17 protein-coding genes and 1 tRNA gene are annotated in these 21472 nt (G+C 65.8%); 1 reads left to right on the top strand and 17 read right to left on the bottom strand.

The window, feature by feature from the left end; genetic code table 11:
• Position 1 precedes the first annotated feature (1 nt).
• Positions 2-271, bottom strand: coding sequence for a 30S ribosomal protein S15 (gene rpsO / locus F788_RS0104155; RefSeq protein ID WP_018869942.1), 270 nt, complete (start codon positions 269-271; stop codon positions 2-4).
• A 172-nt stretch (positions 272-443) separates the two neighbouring features.
• Here rpsO and F788_RS0104150 point away from each other — a divergent pair, with 172 nt between their 5' ends.
• Complete coding sequence (locus F788_RS0104150; protein ID WP_019589330.1) at positions 444-3077, top strand: EAL domain-containing protein; 2634 nt, start codon at positions 444-446, stop codon at positions 3075-3077.
• 18 nt (positions 3078-3095) lie between these two features.
• On the opposite strand, the gene truB is transcribed toward F788_RS0104150, so the two are convergent.
• The 16 genes from truB to nuoF form a co-directional block, all read right to left on the bottom strand.
• Positions 3096-4055 carry a tRNA pseudouridine(55) synthase TruB gene (gene truB / locus F788_RS0104145; protein ID WP_019021186.1) on the bottom strand — a complete coding sequence of 320 codons (960 nt, stop codon included), beginning with the start codon at positions 4053-4055 and terminating at the stop codon, positions 3096-3098.
• An 11-nt stretch (positions 4056-4066) separates the two neighbouring features.
• Complete coding sequence (rbfA, locus tag F788_RS0104140; RefSeq protein ID WP_019021187.1) at positions 4067-4519, bottom strand: 30S ribosome-binding factor RbfA; 453 nt, start codon at positions 4517-4519, stop codon at positions 4067-4069.
• Positions 4519-7362 (bottom strand): translation initiation factor IF-2, encoded by a 2844-nt coding sequence (gene infB, locus F788_RS0104135; protein ID WP_026332699.1) that lies wholly within the window; start codon positions 7360-7362, stop codon positions 4519-4521. The genes rbfA and infB overlap by 1 nt, the downstream gene beginning before the upstream one ends.
• Before the next feature lie 66 nt (positions 7363-7428).
• A complete protein-coding gene (nusA, locus tag F788_RS0104130; protein ID WP_018869947.1) occupies positions 7429-8922 on the bottom strand; it encodes a transcription termination factor NusA in 1494 nt (497 codons plus the stop codon).
• Positions 8923-8970: 48 nt separating this feature from the next.
• On the bottom strand, positions 8971-9441 hold the full coding sequence (gene rimP, locus F788_RS0104125) for a ribosome maturation factor RimP (RefSeq protein WP_018869948.1): 471 nt from the start codon (positions 9439-9441) through the stop codon (positions 8971-8973).
• Between the two features lie 174 nt (positions 9442-9615).
• Positions 9616-9692, bottom strand: a tRNA-Met gene (locus F788_RS0104120).
• 55 nt (positions 9693-9747) lie between these two features.
• Positions 9748-10092 carry a DUF2818 family protein gene (locus tag F788_RS0104115; RefSeq protein WP_018869949.1) on the bottom strand — a complete coding sequence of 115 codons (345 nt, stop codon included), beginning with the start codon at positions 10090-10092 and terminating at the stop codon, positions 9748-9750.
• 18 nt (positions 10093-10110) lie between these two features.
• A complete protein-coding gene (nuoN, locus tag F788_RS0104110) occupies positions 10111-11559 on the bottom strand; it encodes an NADH-quinone oxidoreductase subunit NuoN (RefSeq protein WP_019569077.1) in 1449 nt (482 codons plus the stop codon).
• Positions 11560-11572: 13 nt separating this feature from the next.
• Positions 11573-13087 (bottom strand): NADH-quinone oxidoreductase subunit M, encoded by a 1515-nt coding sequence (locus F788_RS0104105; protein WP_019589328.1) that lies wholly within the window; start codon positions 13085-13087, stop codon positions 11573-11575.
• 52 nt (positions 13088-13139) lie between these two features.
• Positions 13140-15134, bottom strand: coding sequence for an NADH-quinone oxidoreductase subunit L (nuoL, locus tag F788_RS0104100; protein WP_019589327.1), 1995 nt, complete (start codon positions 15132-15134; stop codon positions 13140-13142).
• A gap of 6 nt (positions 15135-15140) precedes the next feature.
• Entirely contained in the window at positions 15141-15446 is a 306-nt protein-coding gene (gene nuoK, locus F788_RS0104095; RefSeq protein WP_018869953.1) for an NADH-quinone oxidoreductase subunit NuoK, read from the bottom strand.
• A 79-nt stretch (positions 15447-15525) separates the two neighbouring features.
• Positions 15526-16158, bottom strand: a complete 633-nt coding sequence (locus F788_RS0104090) for an NADH-quinone oxidoreductase subunit J (protein ID WP_019589326.1) — start codon at positions 16156-16158, stop codon at positions 15526-15528.
• Between the two features lie 14 nt (positions 16159-16172).
• Positions 16173-16661 (bottom strand): NADH-quinone oxidoreductase subunit NuoI, encoded by a 489-nt coding sequence (gene nuoI / locus F788_RS0104085; protein WP_018869955.1) that lies wholly within the window; start codon positions 16659-16661, stop codon positions 16173-16175.
• Positions 16662-16671: 10 nt separating this feature from the next.
• Entirely contained in the window at positions 16672-17736 is a 1065-nt protein-coding gene (gene nuoH / locus F788_RS0104080; RefSeq protein WP_019589325.1) for an NADH-quinone oxidoreductase subunit NuoH, read from the bottom strand.
• A 14-nt stretch (positions 17737-17750) separates the two neighbouring features.
• Positions 17751-20156, bottom strand: coding sequence for an NADH-quinone oxidoreductase subunit NuoG (gene nuoG / locus F788_RS0104075; protein ID WP_019589324.1), 2406 nt, complete (start codon positions 20154-20156; stop codon positions 17751-17753).
• Between the two features lie 34 nt (positions 20157-20190).
• The gene (gene nuoF, locus F788_RS0104070) at positions 20191-21471 is read right to left on the bottom strand and encodes an NADH-quinone oxidoreductase subunit NuoF (RefSeq protein WP_019021193.1); all 1281 of its coding nucleotides are present in this window, start codon (positions 21469-21471) and stop codon (positions 20191-20193) included.
• Position 21472: the final 1 nt, after the last annotated feature.

The following is a 21472-nucleotide window of genomic DNA, read 5'->3' as shown; positions in this document are numbered from 1 at the left end:
CCTAGCGGCGCAGGCCCAGTTCCTTCACGATCGACTGATAGCGTTCGACGTCCTTGCGCTTGAGATAGGACAGCAGCTTGCGACGCTGGCTGACCATCTTCAGCAGGCCACGCCGGGAGTGGTGATCCTGCTTGTGCTTGTCGAAATGGCCCATCAGATGCTGGATGCGCGCCGTCAGGAGTGCAATCTGCACCTCGGGCGATCCGGTATCGTTGGCATCGCGCTTGTGCTTCTCGACGATGGCCGACTTCTCTTCGGTAGTGAGCGACATGTAAGGCTGACTCCTGATTCCTGAACCGTCTGTCTGAGTGGCCAGTGGCGCTGGCGAACAGGCGCGTATGTTAGCACGCGCTCAAGCAGCGTGAACAGCGAACGGGCCGACGGCCGCCGCGCGGGGGATTCTGGTATATTGTGAACTTCATCACTCCCCGACAGGGACGGTCATGGCCACGCAGGAAACCCGCCGGCTCCAGGCCCGCATCCTGCTGCTGGCACTGGCGGTGCTGGTGCTGCTGGGCCTGATCGCGGCCAGCCTTACCGCCCATGCCTATTATCAGCAGGCGCGCGACCGCGCGGATCTGGCGCAGCAGGCCGCGCTGCAGCATCACGGCCAGGCGGTGGCGCAGTATTTCGACCGCCTGGAGGACATCGCGTGGCAGGTCGCCAGCCGCAGCCGCATCCGCGACGAACTGGCCGCCTACAATCGTGGCGCGACCGATCTCGAAGACCTGCAGGACTTCAGTCACGACAAACTGGAAGATGCCCTGCGCCCCTCCGGCGCGGCCGGCATCATCCGCCTGGATGCGGAAGGCCGCCAGGTACTGGCGGTGGGCGACGCCAACCCGGACCCGATCTACTGGCCGGACATCGACCCGGCAATGCGCGAAACCCGCATGCGGGACCATCTGGCCGGGGAGGGCCGGGCCTGGATCATGATCGCGGTGCCGATCCTCTCGCGCGAGGACGAATGGCTGGGCGCCGACATCCTGGTGTTCCCCGCCGAGGCCATGGTCGGCGTGCTGGAGTCCGCCGCCGAGGGCGGCAAGGCCGCCTGGCTGGAGGGCCCGCAGGGAGTGGTGCTGCGGGTGGACGACATCACCTGGAGCCTGATGCCGACCGGCGCCGGGAACCCGGTGGCCCCGGCACTGCAGCAGGCCCGCGGAGGATCGCAGGCCCTGCAGCGCACGGACGGCGAGGTGGTCTTTGCGGTGCCGGTACGCCCGGGCTGGGGGCTGGCGATGGCCGTACCGGAGGAGGAACTCTACGCCGGCATGATGGCCCACCTGGCGCTGCCGGTCACACTGGTACTGGGCATGGCATTGCTGTCGGGACTGGGGCTGATCGGCGTGATCCGGCCGCTGTCACGCCAGGTGGTGGCGCAGTCCGAGGCCCTGGAGCGCGCGTCCGAGGAGCAGGAGGATCTGCTGGAGTACGCCAGCGGCTTCGTCTATCGCTTCGACCGCTCGGGTCGGGCGCGCTACATCTCGCCCGGCGTGGAGCGGGTCCTCGGCCGCAGCATGGACCGCCTGCCGGAGACCACCCTGCGCGCGCTGGTCGAACCCTTCCTGCCCTATCTCGAGGGCACCGCGGTGCCGATCGACGGCGGCAGCGACGCCGACCTGCCTCCGGCACGCGCCGAGGTCACCGACGTTTCCGGCGAACGGGTGGTCCTGGAGCTCAACGCGCGGGTCCGCTATGACGGCGACCGGGTGGTGGACATCTTCGGCGTCGCCCGCGACGTGACCAGCCGCGAAGAAGCCCGGCGCCGGGTCAGTCATCTGGCCAACTACGATCCGCTCACCGATCTGCCCAACCGCACCCAGCTCGACCAGCGCCTGGCGCGCGCGATTGAACGCTGCCGACTCCACGACGAGCGCCTGGCGGTACTGTTCGTCGACCTGGACGGCTTCAAGTACGTGAACGACAGTCTGGGCCACCATCGCGGAGACGAGCTCCTGGAAGCGGTCGCCCGGCGCCTGCTGGGCGCCATCGACCGGCACTCCACCATTGCGCGCCATGGCGGCGACGAATTCGTGGTGCTGACCGAACACATCGCCACCGCGGAGGACGCCGCCAGCGTCGCACACGAGCTGCTGCGTGCACTGGAGTCGCCGTTCCACGTCGCCGGTCAGGAGCTGTTCATCGGCGCCAGCATCGGCATCAGCCTGTTCCCCGACGACGCCGCAACCCCGGACATGCTGATCCGCAACGCGGACTCGGCGATGTACCGCGCCAAGGCACGCGGGCGCAACAACGTGCAGCTCTACACCGCCGACCTCACCGACGCCAGCCAGCGCCGGCTGGCGATCGAGGCCGGCCTGCGACGAGCCATCGAGGGCGACGAGCTGGAGGTCGTGTTCCAGCCGCAGTGGGACCTGCCCGGCGAGAGCCTGGCCGGTGCCGAAGCCCTGGTCCGCTGGCGCCATCCGGAGTTCGGCATGATCAGCCCGGCGGAATTCATCCCGGTGGCGGAAGAAAACGGCACCATCGGTCTGCTTGGCCGCTGGGTGCTGCGCGAAGCGGTACGCCGGGCGCGCGAATGGGGACCGGAGCGTCTGGGCCGGATCGGGGTCAATGTTTCCGGCCACCAGGTGCTGTTCGGGGATATCGTCACGGACGTGCGGTCGGTGCTCGCCGAGACCGGGCTGGAACCCCACAGGCTCGAGCTGGAGATCACCGAGGGCTTCGTCATGGACCACGCCGAGCGCGGCATCGCCACCCTGGAGGAACTGCGGTCAATGGGCGTACAGCTGGCGATCGACGACTTCGGTACCGGCTATTCGTCGCTCAGCTATCTCAAGCGCCTGCCGGTGCAACGGCTGAAGGTGGATGCCTCGTTCGTGCAGGGGGCCGACCGCGACCCCGCCGATGCCGCGCTCACCGCGTCCATCATCACCATGGGTCACAAGCTGGGGCTGACGGTCATCGCCGAGGGCGTCGAGACCGCCACCCAGCGCGACCTGATCATTCGGGAGGGCTGCAACGAGGCCCAGGGGTATCTCCTCGCGCGGCCGATGTCGGCGGAGCAGCTGGCCGCGCTGATCGCGGACCCGGTGCCCGCGTATCGCCGCGAATGAGGTCGGTTGCAGCGGGCCTCAGCCGGTGACGAACAGACGCCGCGGGCGAATCGTGCCGTCCCCGGCCTCCAGCCCCACGCCGAGAAATTCGCCTGCGGGCCCGTGCAGACGTACCAGGACCCCGCCCGCTTCCGGTTCGTCCGCAGCCGGCGAGACACCCGCGATGCGCTCGCTCACCGCTTCCGCTCCCGCCGGATTCCCGTGGCGCAGTGCCGCCGCTCCGGCGGCACCCAGATGGAGCTGCGGCCAGCCGGACAGGGCGGCCTCCGGCGGCAGCAGACAGGCCTCGATCGCCGCTGCACCGCCCTCCTCGAAACGCTGCTCCAGGGCTTCCAGGGTCCACATGGCGTCGGCCGCGAAGGCCCCGTGGCCGGTGCGCCGCAGCTCTTCAACCGCCGCACCGCAGCCGAGGGCTTCCCCGATATCGGTCACCAGCGACCGGATATAGGTGCCCTTGCTGCAATGCACCTCCAGCCGCAGGCGATCATCCGCCAGCCGTTCGATATTCAGCGAATGGATCCGCACCGGCCGCGGCGGACGGTCCACTTCCACCCCTTCGCGCGCCAGCTCGTACAGCCGCCGGCCGTCCTTCTTCAGGGCCGAGACCATCGGGGGAACCTGCTCCAGATCGCCGGTGAAACCGCGTTCCAGCCGCGCCAGATCCTCGTCCGTGATCGCGGGAACCGGGGACTCGGCAAGGATTTCTCCGTCCATGTCCGCCGAGTCGGTCTCCACACCCAGCCGCGCGACAGCCACATAACGTTTGTCCGCGTCCAGCAGCCAGCCGGACACCTTGGTCGCCTGCCCGAAACACAGTGGAAGAAGCCCGGTCGCCCGTGGATCCAGGGCGCCGGTATGGCCCGCCTTGCGCGCCCCGAGGAGGTATTTCACCCGACCCAGCGCCTGGTTCGAACTGAGCCCCTGCGGCTTGTCGAGCAGCAGGATGCCGTCGACGTTGCGCCCCTTCCTGCGCGCCACGGGGAGTCGGTTTACCGGTCCTGCGGGACGTCGGGATCACCGGAGGCATCCGGGTCCCCGCCGCCTTCCGCTCCGGCCTCCGCATCACCGTCGCCGTGCCGCTCGCGATCCTCCGCCAGCGCCTGACTGATCAGCGAAGACATGCGCGCGCCGCGTTCGGGCGTGTCATCGTAGATGAACCGCAGTTGCGGGATGCTGCGCATGCGAATCCGGCTGCCCAGCGCCCGACGCAGGAAGCCGGCCGCGCTGTTGAGGCCCTGCTGCGCCTCGCGACCGCCCTCCTCGCCGCCCAGTCGGGTGAAATACACCCGGGCGTGGGCCAGATCCTTCGAGACCTCCACCCCCGAGATGGTCACCATGCCGACCCGCGGGTCCTTCACCTCGACGCGCACCAGTTCGGCGAGCTCGCGCTGGATCTGCTCGCCGACCCGGTCACTGCGCTGGAAGTCGCGGGGTCCGGGCATTACAGCGACCGCTGGACCTCGACGCGCTGGAAGACCTCGATCTGGTCCCCGGCCTTCACGTCGTTGTAGTTCTTCACCGCGATACCGCATTCGGTACCGGCCCGGACCTCGTTCACGTCGTCCTTGAAGCGGCGCAGGCTTTCCAGCTCGCCCTCGTACACCACCACGTTGTCACGCAGCACGCGGATCGGGTTGCCCCGCTTGACCGAACCCTCGACCACCAGGCAGCCGGCCACCTGGCCGAAGCTCGAGGCCTTGAACACCTCGCGCACCTCGGCCAGGCCCACGATTTCCTCGCGGGTCTCGGGCGCCAGCAGCCCGGACAGGGCCTGCTTCACGTCCTCGATGGCCTCGTAGATGACCGAGTAGTAGCGGACGTCGATCCCGTTTTCCTGCGCCACCCGCTTGGCGCCGGCATCGGCGCGCACGTTGAACGCGATCACGATGGCGTCCGAGGCCGTCGCCAGGTTGATGTCCGACTCGGAAATCCCGCCGACCCCGGTGGAGATCACCTTGACCCGGACCTCTTCGTTGGACAGCTTGACCAGCGATTCGCGCAACGCCTCGGCGGATCCCTGCACGTCGGCCTTGATCAGGATGTTGACCGTGCCGACGTCGCCTTCCTGCATCTGGTTGAAGATGTTTTCCAGCTTGGCCGCCTGCTGCGCCGCCAGCTTGCGCTCGCGCTGCTTCGCATCCCGATATTCGGCCGCTTCGCGGGCGGTCTTCTCGTCCGCGACCACCAGCATCTCGTCGCCGGCCTCGGGCACGCCCGACAGACCGAGGATCTCGACCGGCATCGACGGCCCGACTTCCTTCACCGCCGTGCCGGTATCGTCGAACATCGCCCGCACGCGGCCGTATTCCTTGCCGGTCAGCACGATGTCGCCATGCTTAAGGCTGCCGGACTGCACCAGCACCGTGGCCACCGGGCCGCGGCCCTTGTCCAGTCGCGATTCGATCACCACACCGCGCGCCGGCCCCTCGTCCGGGGCCATCAGCTCCATCAGCTCCGCCTGCAGACCCAGGCCTTCCAGCAGCTCGTCGATGCCCTCCCCGGAATGCGCCGAGACCCGGATGAACTGGGTGTCGCCACCCCATTCCTCGGGGATCACCTCGTGCTGCGCGAGATCGTTGATCACCCGGTCGGCATCCGCCTCGGGCTTGTCGATCTTGTTGACCGCCACGACCATCGGCACACCGGCCGCCTTGGCGTGGTTGATGGCTTCGAGGGTCTGCGGCATCACGCCGTCATCCGCCGCCACCACCAGGATCACGATGTCCGTGGACTGCGCACCGCGCGCCCGCATCGCCGTAAACGCCGCATGCCCCGGGGTATCCAGGAAGGTCACCCCATCATGCCCGTTCTCGACGTGGTAGGCACCGATGTGCTGGGTGATCCCGCCGGCTTCGCCGGAGGCCACGCGCGTCTTGCGAATATGGTCCAGCAGCGAGGTCTTGCCGTGGTCGACGTGGCCCATCACGGTCACCACCGGCGGACGCGCCTTGGGTTCGCCGGTCTGCTCCTGGGCCACCTCGATCTGGTCCTCGATCGTCTCTTCCCTGGCCGGCACCGCGGTATGGCCCATCTCCTCGACCACCAGCATCGCCGTTTCCTGATCGATGGACTGGTTGATGGTGGCCATCACGCCCATGCCCATCAGGGTCTTGATCAGTTGCGGTGCCTTGATCGCCATCGCCTGCGCCAGATCGGCCACGGTGATGGTCTCCGGCACTTCCACCTCGCGCACCACCGGTGCGGTCGGCTTGGCGAAGCCGTGCTTGCCGGCCACGGCCTGGGCCGCCTGCGACTGCCCGGCACCCTTGCCCTTGTCACCCTTCTTGCGCCGACCGCGACGGTCGCCGGCGACATGCAGTTCCTTGCGGTCGTCCTTGCGGCCACCCTTGCGGCCCTTGCCGGACTTGGCGGGTTCCGCCGGCGCCGCGGCGGGCGCCGGTGCCTGGCGCTGTTGCGCGGCCTCGCGTTCCAGGCGCGCCTGTTCTTCCTTCTCGCGCTTCGCCTCCTGCTTCTCCTGCTCTTCCTGCTTGCGCTTCTGGCGCTCCTCGCGTTCGACCTCTTCCTGCTTGCGGGCCTCGACGGCCTTGCGCTGAGCTTCCCGCTCGGCTTCCAGCTGCATCGCCAGTTGCTGCGTGCGGCTCAGCGGCTTCTTCGGAGCGGCCGGCGATTCTTCCGCGGCGGCGGCCGGTTCCTCGTCCGCCTCTTCCGCCTCGGGTGACTGCGGTGCCTCGGCTGCGGACGCCTCCACCAATTCGGGCTCTTCTTCGACGTCCGCCGGTTCCTCCGCCGCGGCCTCGTCGACCGCCGGTTCAGGTTCCGGCTCCGGCGCCTCGGCCACCACCGGCTCATCCGCCGGCGCTTCCGCCTCCGGCTCCGCGACCGGCGCCTCGCCGGCTGCGGCCTCCTCGGCTTCCGGGGTCACCGGCGATTCTGCATCGGCACGGGTCTCTTCCGGTGCCGCACCGGCTTCGGATTCCACACCCTCGGCCGCCTCGGGGCGATCCTCCGGCGCCGGTGTTGCATCCGCCGGCTTGCGCTTGAGGGTGCGCTTCTTGCGCACCTCCACGTTAACCGTCTTGGTCTTGCCCTGGCCCGAGCTGACCTTCAGCGTCTGCGCCTGGGAACGCCGACGCAGCGTCACACGGTCGCTCGACCCGCCCGCGGAACTCTGGCGCAGATGGTCCAGCAGCTGGCGCTTCTCGGCATCAGTGATGGGCGCCTCGGGCCCGGCCACCTCGACGCCCGCCTCCTTGAGCTGCTCCAGGAGACGATCGACGGGCTTGCCCACCGATTCCGCGAATTGCTGCACTGTCATTTGCGCCATGGCGCTACCTCCATTCCAGATTCTGTTCCGGCGTGCCGCTGCCCGACCACCGCCGCTGCGTCGCGGTCATTCCCCGGTTTCGAACCAGGGAGCGCGCGCGGTCATGATCAACTCGGACGCCTCCTGCTCGGAGATGCCCAGCATTTCCACCACATCATCGGCCGCCTGCTCGGCGAGATCCTCCATGGTGCACACGCCGCTCGCCGCCAGCCGATTGGCCAGAGCCACGGTCATGCCGTCCATGTTCAGCAGATCCTCGGCCGGCTCGCCACCGCCGCCGTCCTGCGCCGCGATCGCCCGCGTCAGCAGTGCATCGCTCGCCCGGTTGCGCAGTTCCGCGACCACGTCTTCGTCGAATTCCTCGATCGACAGAAGCTCCGCTTCTTCGACGTAGGCGACCTCGTCCAGGGTACTGAAGCCTTCCTGCACCAGGATCCCGGCCACTTCCTCGTCGACGTCCAGCGCCTCCATGAAGTAGGTCACCAGCTGCCGGGCCTCGGCCTCGCTCTTCTCCTCGGCCTGCTCCTCGGTCATCACGTTGAGCTCCCAGCCGGTCAGCTGCGAGGCCAGGCGAATGTTCTGCCCCCCGCGCCCGATCGCCAGGGAAAGCTTGTCCTCGGCCACCGCGATGTCCATCGACTGTTTCTCTTCGTCGACCACGATCGAGAGGACCTCCGCCGGTGACATCGCGTTGATCACGAACTGCGCCGGATTCTCGTCCCACACGATGATGTCGATGCGTTCGCCCGCGAGCTCGTTGGAGACCGACTGCACGCGCGAACCGCGCATGCCCACGCAGGCCCCCACCGGATCCAGCCGCGGGTCATTCGAGCGCACCGCGATCTTCGCCCGCATGCCCGGATCACGGGCCGCCCCGAGGATGTCGATGATCTCCTGCCCCACCTCCGGGACCTCGAGCTTGAACAGCTCGATGAGGAACTCCGGCGCGGTCCGGCTGAGGATCAGTTGCGGTCCGCGGGCATCCGGACGGATCTCCTTGAGATAACCGCGCAGGCGGTCATTGGTGCGTACCGTCTCGCGCGGGATCATGTGCTCGCGCGGGACCAGGGCCTCGGCGTTGTTACCCAGATCCACGTAGGTCCCGTTGCGGTCGGTACGCTTGACGATCCCCATCACCAGCGAACCGACCCGGTCCTCGTACTCCTCGACGACCTTCTGCCGCTCGGCATCGCGCACCTTCTGCACGATCACCTGCTTGGCGGTCTGCGCGGCGATGCGACCGAAATCCACGGCCTCGACCGGTTCCTCGATCACCTCGCCGATCTGAATCTCCGGGTATTTCTGCTGCGCGTAGGACAGCAGCATCTGATAGTCGGGAGACTCGAACTCGGGATCCTCGTCGTCCACCACCGTCCAGCGGCGATAGGCCTCGTAATCGCCGCTTTCGCGGTCGATGCTCACGCGCACATCCATGCGCCCACCGTGATACTTGCGCGTGGCCATCGCCAGGGCCGATTCCAGGGCCTCGAAGATAACGCCCTTCTCGACGCCCTTCTCGTTGGAAACGGCGTCGACGACCAGCAGGATCTCCTTGTTCATGTCATGCCTCTTCGCAGCCTCGACAGTCGCCTGTCGACATCAGGTTGTTCATGATTGCGTCCCCGGGTCTTCTTCCAGCACGCGCGCATTGTGAATCGCGGCCAGCGGCAGCTCGTAGGCCGTGCCATCGACCGCCACCTCGATCATGGTGTCGTCCGCGGACAGCAGCTGCCCGCGGTAGTTCCGCCGCCCGTGTTCCGGCCAGGTCAGACGTACCTTGACCGCACGACCGACGTAATCGCGGAACTGATCGGGAGTAAACAGGGGACGTTCGATGCCCGGACTGGACACCTCGAGCGTGTAGTCCGCGCGGATCGGCTCTTCCACATCGAGGACCGCGCTGACCTGCTCGCTGACGCGCGCACAGTCATCCACGGACACGCCGGTCGAACGATCAATATAGATGCGCAGCATCTGCGGCTTCGAACCCGCATGGTGTTCGATACCCCAGAGTTCACAACCCTGGCCTTCGACCACGGGTCCCAGTAGCGCCTTCAGTTGTTCAACCTGCTCGGACAAATGTCTGTCGACCTCGATTCCACTGCACCGGTGCACGGAGCCCGGAAACAAAAAAAGGGCGTTGAACGCCCCTTTACACCTTCCGTCATGGAAACAGGCTGCAGCTCGAAGCCTGTCGGCGCGCGGGAGCGCGGCCCCAAGAAAAAGGCCCCGCGAAGGGGCCCTTTCGAAAACTGGTAGCGGGGGCAGGATTTGAACCTGCGACCTTCGGGTTATGAGCCCGACGAGCTGCCAGACTGCTCCACCCCGCATCCGAGAAACCGTACTCTACCAAGCCGCGGGCCGGCTTGCAAGCCCCGATCGCAATCAGCGCGAACGGCGCGCCCGCTGACGCAGATGCGGGCGAAGATCATGCCGCCAGATGAACCCGGGGATCGCGAACACCGCAAACATCGACAGCCCGATCACGTAGAACTCCCAGCCCTGGGCATGAACACTGCCCGTCGCCTGATGCTCGAGACCCTTGCCGATCAGCCCCACCAGCAGGAACAGCACCAGCCATTCGAACACCCGGGTCCAGCCTCCCTTGCTGCCGCTCGCCGGCAGAAACATCAGTGCGATGCGATCGGTCAGCCACGGAAGGTTGGCGGCCACGAAGGCAAACGCCACAAACCCCCAGACCAGGACTTCAAACGGGACCAGTTGATTCAAGACATCCTCCGGGTCGGATCAGCCAGCGATGGCGTAGTGGGTAACGGACAGCAGAAGGCCCGGAAAAATTCCCAGCAACAGCACCGCCAGTCCGTTGATGCTCAGCGCCGTGGCCAGCGCGCCCGACGGCTGCACCGGTTCGCTGGCTTCCTCCTTCGGTTCGTCGAAGAACATGATCTTCACCACCCGCAGGTAATAGAACGCCCCGATGATGCTGAAGATCACCGCCAGCACACCCAGCCAGACCAGGCCCGCACCCACGGCCGCCTGAATCACGGCCAGCTTGGCATAGAAACCGACGGTCGGCGGAACCCCGGCCATGGAGAACAGCAGCAGGAGCATGATGAACGCGAACCACGGGTTGCGTTTCGCCAGCCCGGCGAAGTCGTCCAGGCGATCGGCCTCGTAACCCCGGCGCGACAGGAACACGATCATGCCGAACCCGCCGGCCGCGGTAAGCGCATACACGATCACGTAGAACATCGCCGAGGCGTAGCCCGAATCGGTCCCCGCGAGGATCCCCATGAACAGGAACCCGACATGCGCGATGGTCGAATACGCGAACATGCGCTTGATGCTGGTCTGCGCGATCGCAATCACGTTGCCCACCGCCAGCGACAGCACGGTCAGGATGATGAGCATGCCCTGCCAGTCCGCGTGCATCGGTCCCATGCCCTCGACCAGCAGCCGCATCAGGAACGCGAAGGCCGCGATCTTCGGCGCGGTCGCGATGAACAGTGTCACCGCCGTCGGCGCCCCGTCATAGACGTCGGGCACCCACATGTGGAACGGCACCGCCCCCAGCTTGAACGCGATCGCCACCACCAGGAACACCAGACCGAACACCAGCGGGACGTTCAGGGCTTCATCGGCCGTCGTCAGTTCGGAGGCGATCACGGCGATATCCAGCGAGCCGGTCATGCCGTAGATCATGGACATGCCGTACAACAGCAGCCCGGACGCCAGCGCCCCCAGCACGAAGTACTTCATCGCGGCTTCGCTGGCCCGGGTGTTGTCGCGCCAGAACGCCACCAGCGCATACGAGGACAGCGACAGCAGTTCCAGGCCCAGGTACAGGGTCAGCAGATTGTGGCCCGAGATCATGATCATCATCCCCAGGACCGCGAACAGCCCGAGGATGTAGAACTCCCCCTTGTGGATGTCGCGCGCCATCAGATACGGCCGCGAGTAGAGGAAGACGAAGAAGCTCGTGACGTACACCGCCAGCTTCAGCACGTCGCTCATCGGGTCCTTGATGAAGCTGTCGCTGAAGGTCAGCACCACTTCCGGGCCCGCCAGCCACAGCGTCAGAACCGCGGCACCCGCGAGCGTGGCCTGCACCAGGCCGTAGGTGATGTCGCGGCGCGAATCCGGCAGGAACGCATCCAGTATCAGGATGAAGCACGCCATCCCGAGGACGAACATCTCGGGAACGGCGGGCAGAAAGGCAGGAATCTCGAAATTCATGTCAGGCGTCCGTTCAGAGCTTCGAGTGCGCGATATGCGCCACGAGGTTGTCGATGGTCGCGTTCATCACTTCCAGCAGCGGCGCCGGCCACACGCCCAGCAACAGCGTGAAGAACGCCAGCAGCCCCATCAGGAAGAATTCGCGCCGGTTCATGTCGGACAGGCCGGCCACGTTCTCGTTGGCCACGGTGCCGAAGATCACGCGCTTGACCAGCCACAGGGTGTAGCCGGCGGCCAGGATGAGCGTCGTCGCGGCCAGGAAGGCGATCCAGAAATCGGCCTTGAAGGCGGCCAGGATCACCATGAACTCGCCCACGAAGCCCGATGTGCCCGGCAGGCCCGTATTCGCCATTGCGAACAGCACGAAGAACGCAGCGAACCACGGCATGGTGTTCACCACGCCACCGTAATCCGCGATCTGCCGACTGTGCAGGCGGTCGTACAGAACACCCACCGCAAGGAACATCGCCGCGGAGATGAAGCCGTGCGAGATCATCTGCACCATGCCGCCGGCGATACCCAGCGACGCGCCCTGCCAGTCGCCGGTGGTGGAGTAGATGTAGAACGCCAGGAAGAAGCCCAGGGTCACGAAGCCCATGTGGGCGATCGACGAGTACGCGATCAGCTTCTTCATGTCGCTCTGGATCAGTGCCACCACCCCGATGTACACCACCGCGATCAGCGACAGCACGATCATCAGCGTGTCCAGCACCGCGGACGCATCCGGCGTGATCGGCAGCGAGAAACGCAGGAAGCCGTAGCCGCCGATCTTCAGCATGATGGCCGCCAGGATCACCGACCCCCCCGTCGGCGCCTCGACGTGCGCATCCGGCAGCCAGGTATGCACCGGGAACATCGGGATCTTGACCGCAAACGCCAGGAAGAACGCGAGGAAGATCAGTATCTGCGCGGTCATCCCGATCTGCAGCGCATGGAAGTCCTGGATCAGGAAGCTGCCGGACTGGATGTACATCCAGATCAGTGCGACCAGCATGAACACCGACCCGAGGAAGGTGTAGAGGAAGAACTTGATCGTCGCGTACACGCGGCGCGGCCCGCCCCAGATCCCGATGACAAGGAACATGGGGATCAGCATCGCCTCGAAGAACACGTAGAACAGCACCGCGTCCATCGCCGCGAACATGCCGATCATCAGTCCTTCCATGACCAGCATCGCGGCGAGGTAGTAGGCGATACGATCCTTCACCGACTCCCATGCGGCGATGACCACGACCACCGTGATCAGCGTGGTCAGGAGGATCAGGGGCATGGAGATGCCGTCGACCCCGAGGTGATAGTTCACGTTGAACGCCGGGATCCAGGAGGCCACCTCCTGGAACTGCATCTCCGCGGTGCCGCGCTCGAACATGAACCACAGCGGCAGGCTTGCCACGAAAGTGGCCACGGCCACGCTGAGGCCCAGGCGCCGGGCCACCACCGGCGCGTCACGCCCGGCGGCAAGCGTCAGGAAGCCACCGAGGATCGGCAGCCAGATCAACAGACTCAGAATGGGCCAGTCAGCAAACATGGTCGTTCCTTGAAACAGCGGTGGGCTTCGCAGCGGTCATCGTCGAAACCCCTCAGATCACGTAGGCGAACATCAGGACCAGCAGCCCGATGATCATCACGAATGCATAGTGATAGAGGAAGCCGGTCTGCACATGGCGCACCCGGGCCGACACCCAGCCCACCGAACGCGCGGCGCCGTTGACCAGCCAGCCGTCAATGATCATCGCGTCGCCATAGCGCCACAGCCAGCGCCCGAGGCGCCGCGTTCCACCGGCGAAGAACCAGTCGTTGAAGCGGTCAAACCCGTACTTGTCCTCGAGGATGCGCACGCCCGGCCGCAGACGGTCTGCGATCACGGCCGGCAGATCCGGCCGTTTGATGTAGAGGTACCAGGCGGTCGCCAGTCCGGCCATCGCGAACCAGAACGCCGGCGCCACGAGCCCGTGCAGCACGAACCCGAACACCCCGGTATAGCTCTCGCCCTTCTGCGCCAGCACGTCCTTCGCCTCGCTGACGAAGATCGAATTGGCGAAGAAATCGCCAAACAGCATCGGGCCGATGAAGTAGCCGGCCACCACCGACGGGATCGCCAGCAGGATCAGCGGCAGGGTGACCACCCACGGGGTCTCGTGCGGATGCGGCGTGCCATGGTGATGGTGGTCCTCGCCATCCCCGTGATCCGGCATGTAGTGATGCGCCTGGTCGTAGCGTTCCTCCCCGTGGAACACCATGAAGAACATGCGGAAGGTGTACAGCGCGGTCACGAACACGCCCAGCAGCACCATCCAGTAGGCAAAGGTCGCCCCCGGGATTTCCGAGTATCCGACCGCCTCGATGATCGCGTCCTTGGAGAAGAAGCCGGAGAAGAACGGGAACCCGATCAGCGCCAGGGAACCGATGAGCGCGGTCACGTAGGTGATCGGCATATGCCGGCGCAATCCGCCCATCGCGCGCATGTCCTGCAGGTGGTGCATTGCGATGATCACCGAGCCGGCGGCCAGGAACAGCAGCGCCTTGAAGAACGCGTGGGTCATCAGATGGAACACGCCGGCGGCGTAGGCCGAGGCCCCGAGGGCCACGGTCATGTATCCGAGCTGCGACAGCGTGGAATACGCGACCACGCGCTTGATGTCGTTCTGCACCAGGCCGATCAGACCCATGAAGAACGCGGTGATCGCGCCGATGATCAGGATGAACGACAGGGCCGGCACCGAGAACTCGTACAGCGGCGACATGCGCGCCACCATGAAGATGCCCGCGGTCACCATGGTCGCCGCGTGGATCAGCGCCGAGATCGGCGTCGGGCCTTCCATCGAATCCGGCAGCCACACGTGCAGCGGCACCTGGGCGGATTTACCCATCGCACCGATGAACAGGAAGATCAGCGCCAGATCCAGCAGGCCGAAGGTCCAGCCCGGCCAGATGGTGATGGTCGCCTCGCTCATCGCCTGGCCTTCGGCGAAGACCTCGCTGTAGTTCAGGCTGCCGGTGTAGAACACCAGCGCCGCAATCCCGATCAGGAAACCGAAGTCGCCCACGCGGTTCACGATGAACGCCTTCATGTTCGCGTAGATCGCGGTCGGGCGCTTGTACCAGAAGCCGATCAGGAGGTAGGAGACCAGCCCCACGGCCTCCCAGCCGAAGAACAGCTGCATGAAGTTGTTCGCCATCACCAGCATCAGCATGGCAAAGGTGAACAGCGAGATATACGCGAAGAACCGCTGGTAGCCCGGGTCGTCCTGCATGTAGCCAATGGTGTAGATGTGCACCATCAGCGACACGAAGGTCACGACCAGCATCATCATCGCGGTCAGGTTATCGACCAGGAATCCGACCTCGAAACGGATGCCGTCCGAAACCAGCCAGGTGTACACCGACTCGTTGTACACCCCCGCTCCGCCAAATACGTGCTGATAGAACACCACCACGGACAGGAGGAACGAGATGGCCACCCCGGCGATGGTCACGCTGTGCGCGCCCACCCGGCCGATCTGACGCCCGAACAGGCCGGCGACGATCGCGCCCGCCAGTGGCGCCAGGACAATAAGGAGATAGATCGTATCCATGGCCCGTTATCCTTTCATTTCGTCCAGATCCTGGACGTTGATCGTCCCGCGGTTACGGAACAGCAACACCAGGATGGCCAGCCCGATCGCGGCCTCGGCCGCGGCGACGGTGAGGATGAAGAACACGAAGACCTGCCCGGCCAGATCCTGCAGGAAGAACGAGAAGGCAATGAAGTTGATGTTCACCGCCAGCAGCATCAGCTCGATGCACATCAGCAGCACGATCACGTTCTTTCGGTTCAGGAAGATCCCGGCCACGCTGATCGAAAACAGCAGCGCGGCCAGCACCAGGTAGTGCTCTAGCGTAATCATTGTCTGGCCCTGAATTCCTTTGGGGGACGGACAAGCCCGCCCCGCGGTGGTTAGGCACCGGCGCGCGCCGGCGTCATTCCTAGTTCGGGTCGTCGTCGCGTTCCGCCCCGCGGCTGTCACGCGCCTTGTCTTCGGACTTCATTGACACCATGCGCACGCGTCCCTCGCGCGAGACCTCGATCTGGCGCGCCGGATCGATCCGCTTGTTGTCCGGCCGCCGCCGCATGGTCAGGGAGATCGCCGCGATGATCGCCACCAGCAGGATCACGGCGGCAATCTCGAACGAGTACACGTATTCGGTGTACAGGATCGCGCCCAATGCCTCGGTGTTCGCATATTCGGGCCCGGCCCGCTCGGGGGCTTCCATGGTGATGTAACGCGTGATCACCAGGACCAGCACGGTGGCCATGGCCGCGGCGACCACCAGGCCCACCGGCAGGTATTCACTGAAACCCTCGCGCAGTTTCGCCATGTTGATGTCGAGCATCATCACCACGAACAGGAACAGCACCATCACCGCTCCCACGTAAACCAGCACCAGCACCAGACCGAGGAACTCGGCCTCCGCCATCAGCCAGAGTGCCGCTGCGGACACGAAACAGACCACCAGAAACAGCGCGGCATGCACCGGGTTGCGCACGCTGATCATCGCCAGCGCCGCGCCCAGCAGGATCGCGCCAAAAACATAGAACAATAAGAGCTCGAAGGTCATCGTTGCGTCCCTGATTACCGGTACGGGGCGTCGATCGCGCGCGCTTCGGCGATCTCCTTCTCGAAGCGATCGCCGATCGCCAGGAGCTTGTCCTTGGTCATGATCTGCTCGCCCCGATTCTCGAAGTGGTATTCGAAGATGTGCGTCTCGACGATGGAATCGACCGGGCAGGCCTCTTCACAGAATCCGCAGAAGATGCACTTGAACAGGTCGATGTCGTAGCGCGAAGTGCGCCGCGTCCCGTCCTCGCGCTCCTCCGAATGGATGGTGATCGCCAGCGCCGGGCACACCGCCTCGCACAGCTTGCAGGCGATGCAGCGTTCTTCCCCGTTGGGGTAGCGGCGCAGCGCGTGCAATCCGCGGAAACGCGGCGACATCGGGGTCTTCTCGTCCGGGTACTGCACGGTGAATTTGCGCCGGAACAGGTACCGACCGGTCAGCCGCATGCCGAGAAGCAGCTCGAAGAACAGGAAGCTCTTGAAGAAATGACGCACGGATTTCATGGCGAACTCCTTACGCGAACCACGGGCCGACGTCGAACGCGACGAACGCGCCCAGCACGAACAGCCATACGATGGTGACCGGGATCAGCACCTTCCAGCCCAGGCGCATGATCTGGTCATAGCGATAGCGCGGGAAGGTGGCACGTAGCCACAGGAAGATGAACAGGAACAGCGCCGTCTTGATCAGGAACCAGTGCAGACCGTCACCCAGCAGGGTGCCCAGCACCGGCCAGTCAAACATTGCTGCCGGCAGGATGCCCTGGAACGGCGACAGCCAGCCCCCCAGGAACAGGACGGCCGTCAGTGCGGATACCAGGATCATGTTCGCGTATTCGGCAAGGAAGAACACCGCGAAGGCCATCCCGGAGTACTCCACGTGGAAGCCGGCAACAATCTCGGATTCCCCTTCGGCCACGTCGAAAGGCGCACGGTTGGTCTCGGCGACCCCGGAAATGAAGAACACGAAGAACAACGGCAGCAACGGCAGCAGGAACCAGTGGTAGATGCTGCCCGACTGGGCCTGGACGATCTCGCCGACGTTCATCGAGCCCGCCGCCATCAACACGCCCACCAGCGCGAAGCCCATCGCGATCTCGTAGGACACCAGCTGCGCGGCCGACCGCAGCGAGCCCATCAGCGCATACTTCGAGTTGGAGGCCCAGCCAGCGATGATGATCCCGTAGGCGCCCAGCGAGGTCAGCGCCAGCAGGTAGAGCAGGCCCGCGTTCACGTCGGCCAGCGCCCCGCCCTCGAAGAACGGAATCACGGCCCAGGCCGCCAGCGCCGGGGCGATGGTCAGCACCGGGGCGCTGAGAAACAGGAAGCGATTGGCATTCGACGGGACGATCACCTCCTTCAGCAGGAGCTTGAGCCCGTCCGCGATCGGCTGCAGCCAGCCGCGCGGCCCCACGCGATTCGGCCCGACGCGCACCTGGATAGAGCCGATGATCTTGCGCTCGGCAAAGGTCAGATAGGCGACCCCCAGCATCAACGGGATGATGATCAGCTGGATGGCGATCAGGATCTGCATCACCGTCGGCAGCGAATGGAACAGGTTGAGAATCCAGTCGAACATGGTTCAGTCCCTTGTCAGGCGCGTGCGAGCGTCACCGGCTCGCCCGGGGCACCAAGCGGGGCGGCGGCACCACCGGTGAGGGTGATGGCCAGGCCCGGCGGTACGGAATCGTCAAGCACAAGCGTCAGTTCGGCCTCGGCCCGGCCCTGCTGCACGCGGACGCGACTGCCGTCGGGGATCCCGCCGGCCGAGTCGGGGTGAACCTGCACCGCGTTCGCGAGCTGACCTTCGGGGCTGCGCTGCAGCGGTTCGGCGCGACGCACGAGCGCATCGCCGGCGTACAGCGAACGCGAGGCCATGCGCCGCAAGCCCCGTTTGCCCGGGTCAGCGATTTCCGGCTCCTCGACGTGCACCCGGTTCAGGTTGACCGTGTTGTCGAAGCTGACATCCGCGAGCAGGCCCTTCAGCTCGTCGCGCACCGCGGGCGAATCGAGGTAATCGAAGCCCTTCTGCCCGAACAGGTTGCCCAGGACGCGCCAGACCTTCCAGCCGGGACGGGCCTCGCCCGGGGCGCGGCTCGCCGCGCGGAAGCTCTGCCAGCGTCCTTCCGCATTCACGAAGGTCCCGGAAGATTCGAAGCTGGTCGCGACCGGCAGCAGAACATCGGCCGATGCCTGCAATTCGGGGTCGGCAAACGCGGTCAGTGCGACCACGAAACCCGCGTCGCGCAGTGCCTGCTGGAAAGCGACCGGATCATGCCCGTCACGGCCGGGTTCGAGCCCGGCAACGACGAACGCGTCGCGGCCTTCGGTCAGCATCTGCGGCGCCGGGCATCCGCCGACCTCCGGCTCCTGACCGGCCACGCCGCGATGCGGCAGCACCCCGGCCAGCCAGGCACCGGCAGCATTCGCGCCCTCGGACATGTACCCGAGACGGGCGCCGGTATGGCGGGCGATCCAGCCCGCCAGGGCCCGCAGGGTCGCAAACGCCGGGCTGGCCATCGCGTCGGCACCCAGCAGCACGTGGCCCTGTTCGCCGTCCAGCAGCGAGCGCGCCGCCCGCTCGAACGCTTCGCGGGTGTCCGGATCGTCGCTCTCGGCGGCCTTCACAATCTTCTCGAGGCGCGGGGGCAGGCCCTCGCCGGCGGCCGCGATGCGGCCGGCGATCCCGGCCAGGGCCATGACCTGGTCGTGTTCGTTGCCGACCAGCTGGGCCGCAACCGGGTAGGTCAGGTCCAGCAGCTGGTTATGCACCAGCGTGACCCGGGCATCGTTGTTGAGCGCCGCCTTGCGCAGGCGATGCGCCAGCAGCGGCTGCTCGCGCCGCGGATTGGTGCCGACCAGCAGGATCGCATCAGCACGGTCCAGATCGGCGATCGGGCTGCCCAGCCAGGGGAACAGGGGCGCGGCGTCATCGTCGCGGAAATCCTGCTGGCTCATGCGGTGGTCGATGTCACGCACGCCCAGCCCGCGCAGCAGTTTCTGGCCGAGGTAGTGTTCCTCCAGCGACAGCGACGGGGAAAACAGCCCGCCGATCCGCTCCGGGGCCACCTTGCGCAGGCCTTCAACCGCATGCTGCAGGGCGGTCTCCCAGTCCACGTCCTGCCACTGCCCGTCGCGCTTGATGCGCGGAGTGGTCACGCGGTCCTCGGCATACAGCCCCGCGTAGGAGAAACGATCCCGGTCCGAGATCCAGGTCTCGTTGACCGCTTCGTTGTCGCGCGGGACCACCCGCATCACGCGCCCGTCATAGGTATGGGCGGCAATGTTGGAACCCACCGCGTCGTGCGGGGCGATACTGGGGGCCTGGGCGTATTCCCAGGCGCGTGCGCCGTAGCGCGACGGCTTGGCGGTGAGCGCGCCCACCGGACACAGATCGATCACGTTCCCGGAGAGCTCGTGCGCGACGGTCTTCTCGACATAGGTACCGATCCGCATGTCTTCGCCGCGCCCCGTCGCCCCCAGTTCGCGTACGCCCGCGATCTCCTCGCCAAAGCGCACGCAGCGGGTGCAGTGAATGCAGCGGGTCATCTCGGTCTCGATCAGCGGACCGATATCCTTGTCGTGCACGACCCGCTTGGCTTCGGTGTATTGCGAAACGGACTCGCCATACCCCATGGCCACGTCCTGCAGTTCACACTCGCCGCCCTGATCACAGATCGGGCAATCCAGCGGGTGATTGATCAGCAGGAATTCCATCGTGCCCTTCTGCGCGGAAATCGCGAGGGGCGACTGCGTGTACACCTTCATGCCGTCCATCACCGGCGTGGCACAGGCCGGCAGCGGCTTGGGCGCTCGCTCGACCTCCACCAGGCACATCCGGCAATTGGCGGCCACGGACAGTTTCTTGTGATAGCAGAAGCGCGGAATCCGGATATCGGCCTCGTCCGCAACCTCGATGAGCATGGTGCCCTTGGGCGCCTGCAAGGTCTGCCCGTCGATCTCGACGGTGACCAGATCCTGTGGCTGATCCTGACTCATGTTCGATTCCTGCTGCGTGTGCGCGACGGGGCGATCAGGCGGCGCTGGCCACCGGGCTCCGGCCGTGCTGGATGTAGTGTTCGAATTCGTGACGGAAATGCTTCACGAAACTGCGCACCGGCATCGCGGCGGCATCCCCAAGGGCGCAGATGGTGTGCCCTTCGATCTTGCTCGCGACGTCGTCCAGGCGTTCCAGGTCCTCGGGACGACCCTTCCCTTCGACGATGCGGGTCAGCATGCGGTACAGCCAGCCGGTGCCTTCGCGGCACGGCGTGCACTGACCGCAGGATTCGGAATAGTAGAAGCGCGCGATGGTCTGCAGCGCCTTCACCATGTCGGTGGTCTCGTCCATCACGATCACCGCACCGGAGCCGAGCATGGATCCGGCCTGGGTAATGGAGTCGTAGTCCATGTTGGTCTGCAGCATCGTGTCGCCCGGCACCACCGGCACGGACGAGCCGCCCGGGATCACCGCCTTGAGCTGGCGGCCATCGAGCACGCCACCGGCCATCTCCAGCAGCTCGCGAAACGGCATACCCAGGGGCACTTCGAAGTTGCCGGGTTTGTTGACGTGTCCGGACACCGAGAACAGTTTCTCGCCGCCCGATTTGGGCACGCCCAGGTCCGCGAACCACTGGCCGCCATTACGAATGATCGACGGGATGGAGGCGAGCGACTCGGTATTGTTGACCGTCGTCGGCTTCCCGTAGACCCCGAAATTCGCGGGGAATGGCGGTTTGAAGCGCGGCTGCCCCTTCTTGCCCTCGAGCGACTCCAGCAGCGCGGTTTCCTCGCCGCAGATATAGGCGCCCGCGCCCAGCGTCGGATACAGATCGAAGTCCACACCCGAGCCAAGGATGTCACGCCCGAGGTAGCCGGCCTCGTAGGCCTCCTTCAGGGCGGCCTCGAAGCGCGTATTGACCTCGTCCATGAACTCGCCGCGCATGTAGTTGTATCCCACGGTTGCGCCGATCGCGTAACCGGCGATCGCCATCCCCTCGATCAGCGCATGCGGGTTGTACATCAGGATCTCGCGATCCTTGCAGGTACCGGGCTCCGATTCATCCGAGTTGCAGACAATGTATTTCTGGCCCGGGGAATTGCGCGGCATGAACGACCATTTCATCCCGGTCGGGAACCCCGCGCCACCGCGCCCGCGGAGGTTGGAGGTCTTGACCTCCTCGATCACGTCTTCCGCGGCCATCTTGCCGCCGAACACCTTTTCCAGCGCCTGGTAACCGCCGACGCTGCGATAGGTCTCGAGCGACGACGGGTTGTCCAGGTAGCGGGTCGCAAAACAGATCTGGTTGGCCATC

It is taken from the genome of Thioalkalivibrio sp. ALE10 (assembly GCF_000381385.1).
Lineage (GTDB): Bacteria > Pseudomonadota > Gammaproteobacteria > Ectothiorhodospirales > Ectothiorhodospiraceae > Thioalkalivibrio.
The sequence above is the reverse complement of the archived record's forward strand: the minus strand, read 5'-3'. Positions and strand labels throughout refer to the sequence as shown.